Genomic DNA, 14,192 nt, shown 5'->3' with positions numbered 1-14,192 from the left:
TGGCGTAGTAGCGTTCCTCAGCTTCAGCCGGCGGGATGTTGCCGATAGGCTCCAGCAGCCGGCGATTGTTGAACCAGTCGACCCAGGTCAGCGTGGCGAACTCGACTTCCTCGAAGCTTCGCCATGGTCCGCGCCGATGGATGATTTCGGCCTTGTAGAGGCCGTTGATCGTCTCGGCCAGCGCGTTGTCGTAGCTGTCGCCGACACTACCCACAGACGGCTCGATGCCGGCTTCGGCGAGGCGCTCGGTGTAGCGAATGCTGACATATTGCGATCCGCGGTCGGAATGATGAACCAGGCCGCCGCGATGAACGGGCCGGCGTTCGTGCAGGGCCTGCTCGAGAGCGGCGAGCACAAAGCTCGCATGGGCGGTCCTGCTCACCCGCCAGCCGACGATACGGCGCGCATAGGCGTCGATGACGAAGGCCACGTAAACGAAGCCCGACCAGGTGCTGACATAGGTGAAGTCTGAAAGCCAGAGCCTGTTCGGGGCCGGTGCGTGGAAGATCCGATTCACGTGGTCGAGCGGGCACGGGGCTGCCTTGTCCTGCACCGTGGTGCGGATCGATTTACCGCGAATAACACCGTGAAGGTCGAGATCGGCCATCAGCCGCTCGACGGTGCAACGCGCGACAGCAAAGCCCTCGCGCAGCATCTGACGCCAGACCTTCCTCGCGCCGTAGACCTCGAAGTTCTCTGCGAAGACGCGCTCGATCTCCGGTTTGAGCTCCAGGTCCCGCTTCGCCCGCGCCGACAGCTTCGCGGGATCAGTGCGCTTGGTGACATGATCGTGGTAAGTCGATGGGGCGATCGGCAGCACCTTGCAGATCGGCTCGACCCCATGCGCCTCGCGGTGATCGTCAATGAACGCGATCATCGCTTGAATGGGCGGTCGAGCTCCGCCTGGGCAAAATAAGCGCTCGCCTTGCGCAGAATCTCGTTGGCCTGCCGAAGCTCCCGATTCTCCCGCTCAAGAGCCTTCATCTTCGCCGCCATATCCGTCGACAAACCGGCCCGCTTGCCGGCATCGATCTCGGCTTTCTTCACCCAATCCAGCAGCGTGTGCGTCGAACAGCCGATCTTGGAGGAGATCGACTGGCAGGCAGCCCAGCGGGAAGGATGATCAGCTTCGTGATCCAACACCATCCGAACCGCACGCTCGCGCACCTCAGGGGAAAACTTGTTCGTCGTTTTGCTCGTCATGGCTCCATCCTATTTGGAAGTTGGAGCCTCCGGCAAACCCGGGGCGGTTCAAACGGATCCATCCTGGATTTCTCGAAGGCAACCCAGCAGGGTCAGAAGCGTGGTCTTACCCGTCCCCGAGGGGCCCACCATCACGATGAAACTGCCGCGCCTTCTCCGCAGATCGATATCGAATAACGCTTGCTTGCGCGCCTCGCCGGCTCCGAACCAGTGGTTCAGGGCGCTGGCCTGAATGGAGAAATCCTCGTCTGGCATCTTCAAAACAGATCCGCCGGGCCGGCCGCGGCCAGCCGCCGGGTCGCTACGGACAAGGTCGAAAACACGACGGTGCCGATGAAGACGGCGACGTCATCCCGAACGAGATGAACAGCGGCAAGGTCGTCACCTTGGCCATCAGCGTTAGAATGCCCCAACCGGCGATGAAGCCGAGCACGCCGAGGATGATCGCCTCCTCGACGACGACGCCAAGGAAGAAGCCCTGTCCGTAGCCCATGGCCTTGAAGGTCGCATATTCCCGCAGATGATCAGCGACATCGGCGGAAAGGACCTGAAAGACGATCACGATCCCCACGAGGACGCCGATCAGCCGAGGGTGACGGTTAATACCTACATGATTGACGGCCACATGGCCTATCATCACAGTGGCAATGCGCCGGTCTATGTGCCCAATAGCGGCGAACGCCAGTGGGCTGATGAAACGGGGCAATGCACGATGGCTGGGAGGCTGACGGACCGATGGTGCGCAGCGCCTATACGCTGCGCACCAACGATGACGATTTTGGCCAACCGGGCATTCTAGTCCGCGAGGTGTTCAACGATGAGCAACGTGCACAACTGGTGGAAACGATCGCCGGTAGTCTGCTCGGCGGTGTCCGCGAGCCTGTGCTCAGCCGCGCTTTCGATTATTGGAAGAGCGTGGACGCGGATGTCGGTGCGCGCATCGAGGAAAAGGTGCGCCATGGCAGCGCAGCCGAGCCTGCCGCGGGCATGGGCGAAGCTTAAAGGGCGTAGCCGCTGGGCGAAGTTTTGTCCGGCGGTTGCCATCACGAAGCGTCAGGCCTGACATATCTCTCGGCTTGGCGCTCACTGCTTTCGATGCCTCCTGATTGATGGAAAAAGGCGACAGGGCAGGGATGCTTCAGCCGCGTGTATACTCTCGCCCTCTACTATGATAGCCCTTTCCTGCAAGGCGGATCGACATAGTCAAGGAGGATGTAGAATGACCCGAGCCATGACCGAGGCCTATCGCGGCACCGACAAGTTGCTCTACGGGATCATCCTGGGTGTTCTCGCTTTCTGGCTGTTTGCCCAAACGACGCTGAATATCGCGCCTGACATGGCTGCTGACCTCCAGCTCGAACAATCGTTCATGAACATAGCGGTGTCGATCACAGCCCTGTTCTCCGGCATCTTTATCGTGGTCATGGGCGGGTTGGCTGACCGGATGGGCCGCGTCAAGATACTGAATTACGGCTTCGTCTTCTCCATCATTGGTTCGCTCCTGGTTGGTCTGGCGCCATCGGGGGCCATGGGCGGCACATTCCTGATGCTGGGGCGCATCTGCCAGGGTCTTTCCGCCGCCTTCATCATGCCCTCGTCGCTGGCGCTAGTAAAAGCCTATTGGGATGGGGCCGAGCGTCAGCGCGCAATCTCGCTCTGGTCGATGGGATCCTGGGGTGGCTCTGGTTTCGCCGCACTGTTTGGCGGACTGATGGCGCAGAATATCGGCTGGCGCTGGATATTCATCATCGCGGCCGCAGTGTCTGTCATTGGCATGCTGATGGTGCGTGGTACGCCCGAGAGCAAGGCACCCCAGAAAGCAGACTACAAGTTCGATCTGGCTGGCGTGGTGACGTTCATGATCGCCATGGTCGCTTTGCAGATCTTTGCCACGCAGGGCGGCGCATGGGGCTGGACCAGTCTTGCATCGCTTGGCCTGCTGGCCGTCGCGGTGATCGTCAGCATCTTGTTCTATCGCATCGAAACCAACAATCCGAATGCATTCGTCCAGTTCCGCTTGTTCAAGAACCTGACCTATACAGGCGCTACGATTTCGAACCTGCTGCTGAACGCTACCGCTGGCATCATCATGGTGGCCATGCTGGTGCTGCAGCAGGGTGGTGCCATGACGGCACAGACGGCGGGGCTTCTGACAATCGGCTACGCCGTTACGATCCTTGCCTTCATTCGCTATGGTGAGAAGCTCTTGCAGCGACACGGACCGCGCAAGCCAATGCTGTGGGGCAGCTATATCGTTGGCGTGTCAATTGCTCTTCTGATGCCGACCAACCTGATGCTTGGCACTTACACCATTCTGGCAATCATCGCCTTCTCGCTTTTCGGCATCGGGCTTGCGTTTTACGCCACGCCGTCCACTGATGCGGCTCTGTCGAACCTGCCCGAGGATCAGTCTGGTGCCGGTGCCGGTATCTACAAGATGGCCTCTTCGCTAGGCGCGTCGTTCGGCGTTGCCATTTCGGCAACGATCTACACGGCTATCGCCGGGAACCCGGAAGGGGTCGAATGGATCGAGGGTGTCATTACCTTCACGGGTAACCAGGAAAACCTTGCTTCGCGAGAAGCGGCGTTCTTTGCCTTGCTGGCAAATCTGGTGATGGTAGCAGCAGCCGTCGTCTCCATCCTGGTCACCGTGCCGAAAGGCAAGTCGGTTGTGCGGGTGGAGCCAGCCCCTGCCAAACGTGTAGGCTCGAACAAGTCGGGAGAAGTGATATGAATGCTATCGCCAAGCAGCTTGACACGGAAGCGATGCGGCAGTGGTTCGAGCACATGCACCGCCACCCTGAACTGTCGATGCAGGAGCAACGCACAGCAGAGTTCATCGCCGAGACGCTGCGCAGCTTTGGCGGCTATGAGGTTGAGACTGGTATCGGCAAGCATGGTATCGTTGCGACGCTAAGTGCCGGGAGCGGCGACAAGACAATCGGACTAAGGGCCGATTTCGACGCGTTACCCATTCAGGAAGAGAACAACTTTGCCTACAAGTCGACGGTAGACGGGGTTTCACATCTTTGTGGGCACGACGGTCACACCGCCATGCTGCTCGGTGCGGCCAAGTATCTCGCCGATACCCGTAACTTCAACGGAACCGTCCGACTGATCTTCCAGCCCGGCGAGGAAACCATGGAAGGTGGCCCGGCGATGATCGGGGACGGCCTCTTCGAGCGTTTTCCGGTCGATGCGGTGTTCGGCATGCATAACATTCCAGGCCTTGAGGAGGGCAAGTTCTACTTCCATCCCGGCGAGATGATGTCGGCTGTTGATAATTGGGAGGTCGAGATCGTAGGTAAAGGAGGCCACGGGGGTATTCCTGAACTGACCATTGACCCGGTGGTGGCAGGCTCGTCCATCGTCATGGCAATCCAGAGCATTATCGCACGGAACGTGGCCCCGGCGAACCGCGCGGTTGTGACCATCGGTGCGTTCCTTGCCGGCAATGCGGGCAATGTGGTCGCGAGCAAGGCCACGCTACGCTTTTCCATTCGCACCACCACGCCTGAGGATCGCGAAATGGTCCTGCGTAACATCCGCCGCATCATTGACCATCAATCGCAGTCCTTCGGCTGCACGTCCGAAATCCGCGAAGGTGTGCCGGGTGCGGTGCTGGTCAATGACAAGGAAGAAACCGAGAAAGCGGTAAGGATCGCGCGGGCCGCGTTCGGGGAAGATCAGGTGATCTATCCCGGCCCTTCATTCCTCGCCTCGGAAGATTTCGCGTTCATGCTGCAGGAGAAGAAGGGCACCTATTGCTTTCTCGGTAGCGGCCCGGGAAAGATGGTCCATCATCCCGAGTATTATTTCAATCAGCAGATCTTGCCCGTCGGCGCTGCATATTGGGTGGCGTTGACCGAAGGTTACTTGCGCTGATCCGATAAAGGGGGCCTGCCAACCCGATGGCTGGTCCGCTGTCATGGTGCGTGCCGCGTTATCTTCCTTCGGTAGGCGTGGCGCTCGACGGAGATCCCCGCACGCGAAGCCCTCGAAGTTCTGGTATCCGTTGAAGTCTTCCTCTTCCCACGGATGGGATCCCTGAGCAGGCGAAGGCCGTTCAGCACCACCAGAACTGTGCCCCCTTCATGGCCGATGACCGCGAGCGGCAATGGCAGTTCGAAGAACAAGCCACCGATAACGAGTACCACCATAGCGCCCATTGCGAACACGAGGTTCTGCCGGATAATCGTCGCCGTCCTTCGCGCCAGCCGGTGCGCGTCTGCGAGCTTTTCCATGTCTTCCGACAGAAGTGCCACATCGGCTGCTTGGAGCGCTACATCAGAGCCTGCCGCACCCATCGCAATCCCGACATCCGCCCGGGCGAGCGCCGCTGCATCGTTGACGCCATCGCCGACAAACGCAATCTTGCCTGCCGCTGCCAATTCGCTGACCATCCGCACCTTGTCTTCAGGCAGCATGTCCGCGTGGATCTCTGCAGGCTTCAATCCAAGCTCAGCGCCGATCCGCTGCGCCACGGGCAATCTGTCGCCCGTCATCATGACGATGGTGGCGACCCCGCTTTGCCGCAATGCCGCAAGGGCGCGAACCGAAGTCGGGCGAATCTGGTCTGCAATCGTGACCGCCCCTAACACCTGCGCACCGCGACCCAGATAAATGACGGTCTGAGTGTCGGCGGCCAGAACTTTCAAGGCCGGGTGGTCGATCGCAGCCTTCATCTGCGTAGCAAGGCGTGGATTGCCAGCCCAAACCTGCTCATCGCCCCACTCACCAACGATGCCAGCGCTCGGTCGGGTTGCAACATTTGCGACAACCATAGGTTCGATATCGCGGCTTGCTGCTTCCTGCCGGATTGCCGCCGCGCTGTGATGCTCGGAATGGGCTTCAAGTCCGGCGAGCAGCGACAGAAAACCTCGTTCATCGCTGTCAAGCGCCACAATCGCGGTGACTGTTGCCTTCCCGGTCGTCAACGTTCCGGTTTTGTCAAAGGCGAAAGTGTCGACGGCAGCAAGGGTTTCAAGTGCGCCGCCACCCTTGAACAACACGCCGCCACGCGCGGCAGCGGAGAGGGCAGAGAGAATTGCGGCAGGAACAGAAATGACAATGGCGCAAGGACTGGCCGCCACCAGCAATGTCGCGGAGCGATAGAGTGCTCCTTCCCAGTCGCGCCCGAGCCAGTAGAAGGCGGCAAAGGCGAGGACAGCACCCGCCATCACGGCGACCGTATAGCGCTGGCCGAACCAGGCGCTGAAGCGTTCGGATGGAGCCTTGGCCGCCTGCGCCTCCGTCACAAGGGCAATCATGCGGGCAATCGTACTTTCCTCGACAGTCTTGGTCACGACGACCTCAAGCACGCCATCGAGATTAACCGTCGCCTCAAAGACCTGTGCACCAGGTTCCTTGGCGACCGGCATGGATTCGCCGGTAATGTTTGCTTCATCGAGCGAGCCGCGCCCGGCGACTATCACGCCGTCCGCCGGAACGCGCGCCCCTGGTCGCAGCACCACGACGTCATCCATCTCGAGATCGGCGGCAGGGATCTCGGAAACTGCGCCCCCCGCCTTGCGCAGCGCCGTCTCTGGACGGAGCTCCATCAAAGCCTCGATAGCGCGGCGCGCGCGGCCGAGCGCCCGTTCCTCCAGCGTAGTCGAGAGGCTGAACAGCGTCAGCAGGACGGCGCCCTCGAAAGGCGCCCCGACGGCCGCAGCCGCGACCGCTGCAACGACCATCAAGAGGTCGATGTCGAGGATCCGCTCCTCCCACAAGGTGGCGGCCGCCCGCCAAGCGGCTGGCAGTCCGCCCGCTAGATAAACGAGCAACAGACCTGCGAGGGAAAAGTACGCGGCGGCGGCACCCTGCAGCGGCCAAAGAGCGAGTATGGCCAGAAGCATCCCAGCGACGGTCAGGACCGTCAAAACGAACGAACGATCGATCTCGAATGCTTTTCCCACTTCATCTCCTAATCGCGGCGCAGGCTCTCATGCCGAAACTATGCTTCCGGGCGCAACAACGCGCGCCGCCCGCCGTAGCGACGAGATCATGAACGTTCGACGATGGTCGCCGCTGGCTCCTGTCAGTGAGACTGGTGCCGGTTTCCGACAGAGTCGGCAAAGCCGAGCTATTCTTCGGTCGTCTTTCCGTCGAAGTGCTCGTGGGCAGCGTCGGCTTCGCCTTTGGTCGAATGGACGACGCCATCGACATGTTCGGGAGGACTGTAGATCGTGTAAAGCCTGAGGGGCTCGTCGCCCGTATTCCTGACATTGTGTCGCGCGCCCGCCGGTACGATCATCGCCATGTCCGACTTTATCTTGTGTGCGGCGCCATCGATCAGGATCTCGCCTTGCCCCTTCTCGACACGGAAGAACTGGTCGCCACCGTCATGCACCTCTTCGCCAATCTCTTCGCCGGGCTGTAGCGCCATCAGGACCAACTGCATGTTCCTCGCCGTATAGAGGACCCGCCGATAGTCGGCGTTCTCCTCGGTCAACTTTTCGATGTCATCGACAAATCCGTGCATTAATCTGCTCCTTCGTTCATCAGCTTTGTACCAATAATCTGGGTCGAATCTTGATCGCGTTCAAGCGAAAGGCTAGTTGTCGTCGGTGGGAGGTATTTAGCAAAGATCATCCTTCCATCCGGTCCGCGTGGCATCGCTGGAACTCCGTCCCTCCAGCACAGATGCTTCCTTTGCCAATTCTTTGGCCATGAAATCAAGGAACGCACGAATCCGTGCCGTCTGACGCAGATCCTCATGGGTCAGAAGCCACAGATCGAGCGTGAAGTCTTCCGGCAGCGCGGCCACACGCACGAGATCAGTTTCAAGGTCGGCAAGCCCGCAAGGTAAGGGAGCTAATCCCAAGCCAGCTTTTGTGGCGGCGATGGCGGCAGCAATCGAATTTGTCCGCAGCAGCGGCTGGGCCGATGGCAGGAAGGCACTAAAACGTCGCGTGAGCGCAGCGTGCTCGGTATCGAAGCCGATCCAGTCATGCTGCTCCAGCCCGGTGCCGCCCTTGCCGGCCAGATAGTTCTCGGAGCCGTAGATTGCGAAGACCAGCTGCCCGACACGGCGGCCGACCAGGGTTTCTGGTGGAGCGTTTCCAACCCGCAAGGCGATGTCGGCCTCGCGCCGGTTCAGGTTCAACGTTACATTGCCAACGATCAGTTCCACCTCGATGCCAGGATAGACGGTCCGGAAATTGGCAAGGTGGCGCGGCAGCAAACCAAAGGCCAGCATGTCAAGCGTGGTCACGCGGATCATGCCGCTGAGGCGCAGATCCTGCCCGGTCACCTTGCGGCTGAGGCTTGCAATCTCATCCTCGACCCGCAGCGCACCTTCGCGCATCTCCTCTCCCGCTTGGGTAAGCAGGTAACCACTTGGCAGGCGTTCAAACAGACGAACCCCAAGCTCCGTCTCAAAGGCCCCAATGCGGCGAAATACGGTCGAGTGATTCACCCCGAGCCTTCTTGCAGCACCAGATAGCGACCCGGTCTTCGCGACTGCCAGGAAGTAGCGCAGGTCATCCCAATTTTGTGCCTTTGCATCCATGCAAGATGTCTTTGCTGCTTTTGCCAATCAAAATGCAGTCTCGCACAGACCATATCTGAAAGCGAGGGCCAGCATCACCCGTCTGGCCGAAGCTGAAAGGAGCAAGCCATGTCTCAAGCGATGAAAACCGTCCTGCGTAGCGACGAACTTTCCTGCCCGTCCTGCGTGCCGAAGATCGAGAAGGCGCTAAATGCCTTGCCGGGCGTCGAGAAGGCAGCTGTGCGCTTCAATACCGGCAAGATCGAGGTTGAACACGATCCCAGCCAGTCGAGCGTCGAGGCGCTGGTCGAGGCGGTCAGGAGCACCGGCTACGAAGCAAGACCATCGGCCTTCTGACCAACCCCACTCACCGGCCGCGTCGAGAAAGGGCGCGGCCGGTTCGCCTCGCGGATGCTGAAATAGGAGAGTTGAGATGAGCGGTGTCACTATGAAGATCAGAAGCGCCGTCGCGCACCCAGCGCGCCGGCGCTTCTGGCTGACTGTGGGCAGTGGCGGGCTGATCGCCATCGGTCTTTTGGCGCGCTATGGCTTTGGCATGATCGAGTTATGGTCGGCTCTGATGGTCGCCGCCGCCTTGCTAGCTGGCTCCGACATTGCGGTGCGCGCCTGGCGAGCTTTGCGCGTCAAGCATCTCAGCATCGAACTTCTGGTCACCGTCGCCGCCGTCGGCGCACTGGTGATTGGCGAATTCTGGGAATCGGCTGCCGTCACCTTTCTCTTCATGTTCGGCGCATGGCTGGAAGTGCGGACCATGGGCCAGACCCGCGGCGCATTGAAGGAACTTCTGGACGCTGCACCTGCCACCGCCACCGTCCTGCGCAATGGTGAGCCGGTCGAAATACCCGCCCATGAAGTGCAGCCTGGCGAAATCGTGCTGGTCAAGGCCGGCCAGCGCATCCCCGTCGATGGCGAGGTCAGCGAGGGCACAGCTGCCGTCAGCGAGGCTGCGATCACTGGCGAGCCGATGCCGGCCGAGAAGGCACCTGGCAGCCTCGTCCATGCCGGAACCATCGCGGAGAACGGTCTCCTACGCATCCGCGCCACCAATGTCGGCGCAGACACCACGCATGCCCGCATCATCCAGCGTGTTGAGGAAGCGCAGGATGAAAAGGCGCCAAGCCAGCGCATGATTGAGCGTTTTGCGCAATGGTATACGCCTGCGATCATCGGGCTTGCCGTTCTAGCCTTCGCCTTCACGCAGGACATCAGGCTGGCGCTGACGCTGCTGGTCGTTGGTTGCCCCGGCGCGCTGGTGATCTCGACGCCGGTGTCGATTGTCGCCGGTATCGGACGGGCGGCACGCAGCGGCATCCTGATCAAGGGTGGTCAGCATCTGGAAAGTGCCGGACGGATCGATACGCTGGCGCTCGACAAGACCGGCACGCTGACGGAAGGCAAGCCGCGTCTGGCTACGGTGATCGCGCTTGAAGGCTTCGGCGAAGATGGGCTTTTGCGCCTTGCCGCTACTGCTGAATCCGGATCGGACCATCCGCTTGGCCGCGCCATCGTCGAAGCTGGTCGCAAGCAAGGTCCGCTGCCCACGCCCGAGACGCTGGACGAACATGCCGGAATGGGCATCAGCGCCCGCATCGAAGGGCATGACGTCGCCGCCGGCAACCGCCGCCTGATGGAAAAGCTGGGCATCCCGCTCGGCGCGGAGGGTGAAGCCGGGCTGGAGCGGCTGCTCAAGGCTGGCCAGACACCGATCATGGTTGCGACTGACGGCAGACTGATCGGGTTGCTGGGCATGTCTGACATGGCCCGCGAGGGTGCGAAGGATGCCATTGCCCGCCTGCGCGAGATCGGTATCAGGCGCGTCGTCATGTTGACCGGCGACCAGGAGGGCGCGGCGCAAGCCATTGCCCGCGAGGTTGGGATTGATGAGGTCCATGCCGGCCTGATGCCCGAGGACAAGCTGGATCTGATCCGCAAGATGAAGGAAGAAGGTGCCCATGTCGCCATGGTCGGCGACGGCATCAATGATGCACCGGCGCTTGCGGCTGCAGACACCAGCATTGCCATGGGTGCCGCGGGCAGCGATGTTGCCATCGAGACCGCCGATATTGCGCTCCTCAACGATGATCTCGGCAAGATCCCCGAGGCCATGGCGATCTCGCGTGCGACACTTGGCAATATGCGCCAGAATCTGGTGATCGCTCTGGTGACCGTCGCCGGACTGCTGGCCGGTGTGTTCTCGGGCGACATTCATATGGCGGGCGGCATGCTGGTGCATCAGTTGTCGGTGCTGATCGTCATCGCCAATGGCATGCGGCTGCTGCGGGTGCCGAAGGCGCGGAGGGAGCCAACCTGAAAACGAACTCTCTCGGCGGAACTCTACGCAAATGCCGGTGGCCGTAGCGCAAAGAGGCGCAAGCACAGATTTCGAGGGTTTTCGCTGGTCAGGCAGGCTTCACAGGCCAAGATGCCGGGGCTTCCTGACACCCATTGTCCGGTCCGCACATTTTTGGCCTTTTCAGAGGGGTGCCAAAATGTAGGAATGCCTTATCGCATTGACAGGACGGCATTTTTTAAAGCACGGCAATGGTATCCGGCAAGATGAATTCTGCGTTTTCCTTCCTTCTGATCTTCTTGGCTCAGTTTTTTATGCCGCGGCACAATGCGCAAATGAGATTGCTCAAGGCCCAGATCCATATTCTGCGGGCCCGCATTCCAACGCAAAGGATTATCCTGTCGCCTGCCGAGAAATCCGAGCTGTTACGCATCGGTGCCGAATGCGGGCACGACATCGACGAGCTCATGGAAGTAGCCAAGCCCGCGACCTACAGGCGCTGGCTTACTCAGATGTGTAACGGACGCCCTTTCAAGGCGGTGGGCAGCCCACGTTTGACGCAGGATTTGCGCGACGCCATCATTCGTATCGGATCAGAAAACCTTCTGTGGGGTTACAAGCGCATTGTCGGTGAGCTGAAAAAGCTCGGCCTTTACGCCGGCGCCAATTCGGTCAAGCGCGTTCTCAACGAGGCGGGTATCTATCCAAGCCCAGAGAAGCGGAAGAAGAAGCCGTCGCTGCCTTGGTCCACGTTCGTCCAGGCGCATATGGAAAGCATGGTGGCCTGTGACTTCTTCACCAAGACGGTGTTTACAGCCCGTGGACCGATGACGGCCTATGTGCTGATCTTCATCCATCTTGGCAGCCGGCGCGTGTTCTGCAGCGCTCCGACCTATTCTCCTGACTCAGCATGGGTGACCCAGCAGGCCCGCAACACGTTGATGTGGTGTGAGGAACAGGGAATCACGCCTGGCTTCCTGATCCGTGATGCCGACACCAAATTCAGTGCCATGTTCGATGCCGTCTGGAAATCTGAAAGCGTCCAGGTCATCCAGATCCCGCACCGGGCACCAAACGCCAATGCATTCGCCGAATCCTTCATCGGCACCATCAAGCGCGAATGCCTGGATTTCTTCGTCTGCTTCAATCGATCGCAGCTCGATTACATCCTTCGCACTTGGGTGCGCCATTACAATGTCGAGCGTCCGCATCGCGGCCGAGAAATCGGAAACAATGTGCTTCAGGTGGACTTTCGTCCTGCCCGTGACGGCCCCATACGCCGCCGGCGCCAACTTGGTGGGATCATCACGTCCTATACTCGCGAAGCGGTGTGATCTCCATCCTGACAATGCAAGCTGCAGGATGCACGTTATGCCAGCCCGCCAACAAAGCCGGACGTCTTGCTGTTCGATTGGACTGATACAGTTAAAATGAGCGTTCCTGTTTCAGTGAATTTCAATTTTATTGATTGCAGTATGGCCAGGCACTGAGTGCGTTACTGAAAAGTGATGATGTGAAGGGCTATAGATTCGATGACAGTTGAAAACCCATACTGTCAGACAGAGCTATGTCAGGCGACCAGAAGAAAGCATCTATCCGTCTTGTAAGTTCTTTTTGCAGTTTATCGACGCTTTTCGGTGCAGATGCATTTTCAATGCCAGCATAAAGTATTGAAAAACCCTGGATGATATCAATGAGATATTTTTCCAGCTGAAAGAACGCCGTGCTGATCTCTTCATGTGTTGCCCCGCGGCCATGAACAATGGCGCTGCGGATGTCATAGGCATTTTTGATTGTCGAATAAATTTCATGGGCTAAAACAGTGTTGCTCCAGCCGCCGGCCAAAGCACATCTGTGTGCCAGACTTTCCTTGATCGCGTTTTTTTCGGGCATGGCGAACGCTTCAAGCGCAGCCGTCAACCGCACCAGACGAATATGATCGTGCGGTTCACAATAGGCTTCAGATATCAGCTGATGCGCATATTGCTGTCTTTCAAAAACTGGGCGAACGAGACTCTTCCCACTTGCAAGCACTTGGGCGAAACTCGACCATATTTGCTTAAAACCACCCTGACGCTCGTTGACCAGCTGAAACCAGTTATCGTCAAAGTGGCTCCCCCAAGGCCCATGAGCAGTTGAGAATAGCGCATTGCCATTCTCATCGAACCACAATTGAGCCGAGCGATCATCCTGGAGAAAACCACCCGCCAGCTTGATATTTTTTGTGTAAAAATAGCCATAGCTCACGCGTATGAGATTCAGCGCAAATTCTGCTGCTTCTCTGGCTGCTTTCCAAGCCATTTCCTTTTCGCAGTTATCAACTTTCACCACCACAAAGTGGTCAAAGCGTTTAATGTATTTTTCCCATTCACCGACAAAATCGGGCCATGGTGGCTCGTGTTTGTCTTTCCCGAGAACAAGCGCGTCGTGCTGCTTGTCCAGAAACAACTGTTTGCTGATGATACAGACTGGACCGATTAGGATATTCGTCTGCTTGGCACTAGGAGCGAAAATAGCTGGTATTACATATGCACCGTTATCGCGTTTCAGCGCTTTCAATTCCCTGACAGCTGGGCCTGAGACAAGATCCGGATTAAAAACGGTCTTTTTTTTATGGCGGATAGCCGTGACCTCATCACTAAACGCCTTGCCCAGCAGGCTTCGCATAGTACGAAGACTCACTTGCCGTTCCATTCCTTCCCAGTGAAGTAGCTCACGCGCTGCCGTAGTCAGATGCTGTAGACCTTCTGGCTTAAGCAGATCATTATTGCCCGCAAATCCCGGAATGTTTCCAAGGTGAGTGAGTGACGTAAAGTCTTTCTTTTCAACAGCATCGGTCAAGAGTAATTGGGTTTTAATCCATTCATGCCAGACTCTCTCAAGAGATCTCCCGACCAGATTTTTTTTTCCGCTCATCGTTTCTTGTTCTCCCCTCCCGCTTGTCATAGATTCATGTCTATCATTGTCCATGACAGCTTGCAGCCGGATGCGTCGCTGTTGATGCCGTCCCCGCTTTTCCTCTGCGCCCCTTTCTGATTTGACGACATGCCCGTTTGTGCGGGCATGGATTGGCTTCGTCATGCCCGCTAATCTGCCGGCATGTTTTGCAACAGTTCACATTTTGTTTCGCTGCATTCCGCAACCGCGTCAGACGCGATGGCGCTTTGTGCCAACGTCGACATTTCC

13 protein-coding genes and 1 other annotated feature are annotated in these 14,192 nt (G+C 58.7%); of the genes, 6 read left to right on the top strand and 7 right to left on the bottom strand.

Going from position 1 to position 14,192, the window contains the following annotated elements:
- From ACFPLB_RS17395 to ACFPLB_RS17385, 3 genes are all read right to left on the bottom strand, one after another.
- Positions 1 to 1,203, bottom strand: a protein-coding gene (locus ACFPLB_RS17395; protein WP_378232036.1) for an IS3 family transposase whose coding sequence is annotated in 2 segments (ribosomal slippage) — positions 1 to 909 and positions 909 to 1,203 — 1,204 coding nt annotated over the 2 segments. Because the reading frame shifts where the segments join, the coding sequence is not laid out codon by codon here. This gene is flagged as partial in the annotation.
- Positions 803 to 919, bottom strand: a sequence feature (AL1L pseudoknot). It overlaps the preceding gene by 117 nt.
- Positions 1,204 to 1,251: 48 nt before the next feature.
- On the bottom strand, positions 1,252 to 1,458 hold the full coding sequence (locus ACFPLB_RS17390; protein WP_378232034.1) for an ATP-binding cassette domain-containing protein: 207 nt from the start codon (positions 1,456 to 1,458) through the stop codon (positions 1,252 to 1,254).
- A gap of 46 nt (positions 1,459 to 1,504) precedes the next feature.
- On the bottom strand, positions 1,505 to 1,828 hold the full coding sequence (locus tag ACFPLB_RS17385; RefSeq protein WP_378232032.1) for an FtsX-like permease family protein: 324 nt from the start codon (positions 1,826 to 1,828) through the stop codon (positions 1,505 to 1,507).
- An 80-nt stretch (positions 1,829 to 1,908) separates the two neighbouring features.
- Here ACFPLB_RS17385 and ACFPLB_RS17380 point away from each other — a divergent pair, with 80 nt between their 5' ends.
- The 3 genes from ACFPLB_RS17380 to ACFPLB_RS17370 all read left to right on the top strand — a co-directional run bounded on the left by ACFPLB_RS17380 (position 1,909) and on the right by ACFPLB_RS17370 (position 5,088).
- Positions 1,909 to 2,205 carry a catalase-related domain-containing protein gene (locus ACFPLB_RS17380; RefSeq protein ID WP_378232030.1) on the top strand — a complete coding sequence of 99 codons (297 nt, stop codon included), beginning with the start codon at positions 1,909 to 1,911 and terminating at the stop codon, positions 2,203 to 2,205.
- A gap of 217 nt (positions 2,206 to 2,422) precedes the next feature.
- On the top strand, positions 2,423 to 3,937 hold the full coding sequence (locus tag ACFPLB_RS17375) for an MFS transporter (RefSeq protein WP_378232028.1): 1,515 nt from the start codon (positions 2,423 to 2,425) through the stop codon (positions 3,935 to 3,937).
- Positions 3,934 to 5,088, top strand: a complete 1,155-nt coding sequence (locus ACFPLB_RS17370) for a M20 aminoacylase family protein (protein WP_378232026.1) — start codon at positions 3,934 to 3,936, stop codon at positions 5,086 to 5,088. The genes ACFPLB_RS17375 and ACFPLB_RS17370 overlap by 4 nt, the downstream gene beginning before the upstream one ends.
- Positions 5,089 to 5,129: 41 nt before the next feature.
- Here ACFPLB_RS17370 and ACFPLB_RS17365 read toward each other — a convergent pair whose 3' ends face one another.
- The 3 genes from ACFPLB_RS17365 to ACFPLB_RS17355 form a co-directional block, all read right to left on the bottom strand.
- Positions 5,130 to 7,061 (bottom strand): heavy metal translocating P-type ATPase, encoded by a 1,932-nt coding sequence (locus ACFPLB_RS17365; protein ID WP_378232038.1) that lies wholly within the window; start codon positions 7,059 to 7,061, stop codon positions 5,130 to 5,132.
- Positions 7,062 to 7,288: 227 nt separating this feature from the next.
- Entirely contained in the window at positions 7,289 to 7,687 is a 399-nt protein-coding gene (locus tag ACFPLB_RS17360; protein ID WP_169289221.1) for a cupin domain-containing protein, read from the bottom strand.
- Positions 7,688 to 7,783: 96 nt separating this feature from the next.
- Positions 7,784 to 8,716, bottom strand: a complete 933-nt coding sequence (locus ACFPLB_RS17355; protein ID WP_173935113.1) for a LysR family transcriptional regulator — start codon at positions 8,714 to 8,716, stop codon at positions 7,784 to 7,786.
- 108 nt (positions 8,717 to 8,824) lie between these two features.
- Here ACFPLB_RS17355 and ACFPLB_RS17350 point away from each other — a divergent pair, with 108 nt between their 5' ends.
- From ACFPLB_RS17350 to ACFPLB_RS17340, 3 genes are all read left to right on the top strand, one after another.
- Positions 8,825 to 9,052: a heavy-metal-associated domain-containing protein gene (locus tag ACFPLB_RS17350; protein ID WP_173935112.1), complete on the top strand. Its 228-nt coding sequence runs from the start codon at positions 8,825 to 8,827 to the stop codon at positions 9,050 to 9,052.
- Between the two features lie 76 nt (positions 9,053 to 9,128).
- Positions 9,129 to 11,027 (top strand): heavy metal translocating P-type ATPase, encoded by a 1,899-nt coding sequence (locus tag ACFPLB_RS17345; RefSeq protein WP_378232023.1) that lies wholly within the window; start codon positions 9,129 to 9,131, stop codon positions 11,025 to 11,027.
- Positions 11,028 to 11,272: 245 nt separating this feature from the next.
- The gene (locus ACFPLB_RS17340) at positions 11,273 to 12,340 is read left to right on the top strand and encodes an integrase core domain-containing protein (protein WP_378232021.1); all 1,068 of its coding nucleotides are present in this window, start codon (positions 11,273 to 11,275) and stop codon (positions 12,338 to 12,340) included.
- A 187-nt stretch (positions 12,341 to 12,527) separates the two neighbouring features.
- On the opposite strand, the gene ACFPLB_RS17335 is transcribed toward ACFPLB_RS17340, so the two are convergent.
- Positions 12,528 to 14,087, bottom strand: coding sequence for a hypothetical protein (locus ACFPLB_RS17335; RefSeq protein WP_378232019.1), 1,560 nt, complete (start codon positions 14,085 to 14,087; stop codon positions 12,528 to 12,530).
- Positions 14,088 to 14,192 lie beyond the last annotated feature (105 nt).

The sequence above is a fragment of the Aquamicrobium segne genome (assembly GCF_042656785.1).
Lineage (GTDB): Bacteria > Pseudomonadota > Alphaproteobacteria > Rhizobiales > Rhizobiaceae > Mesorhizobium > Mesorhizobium segne.
This window is presented reverse-complemented; position numbering and strand designations above follow the sequence as displayed.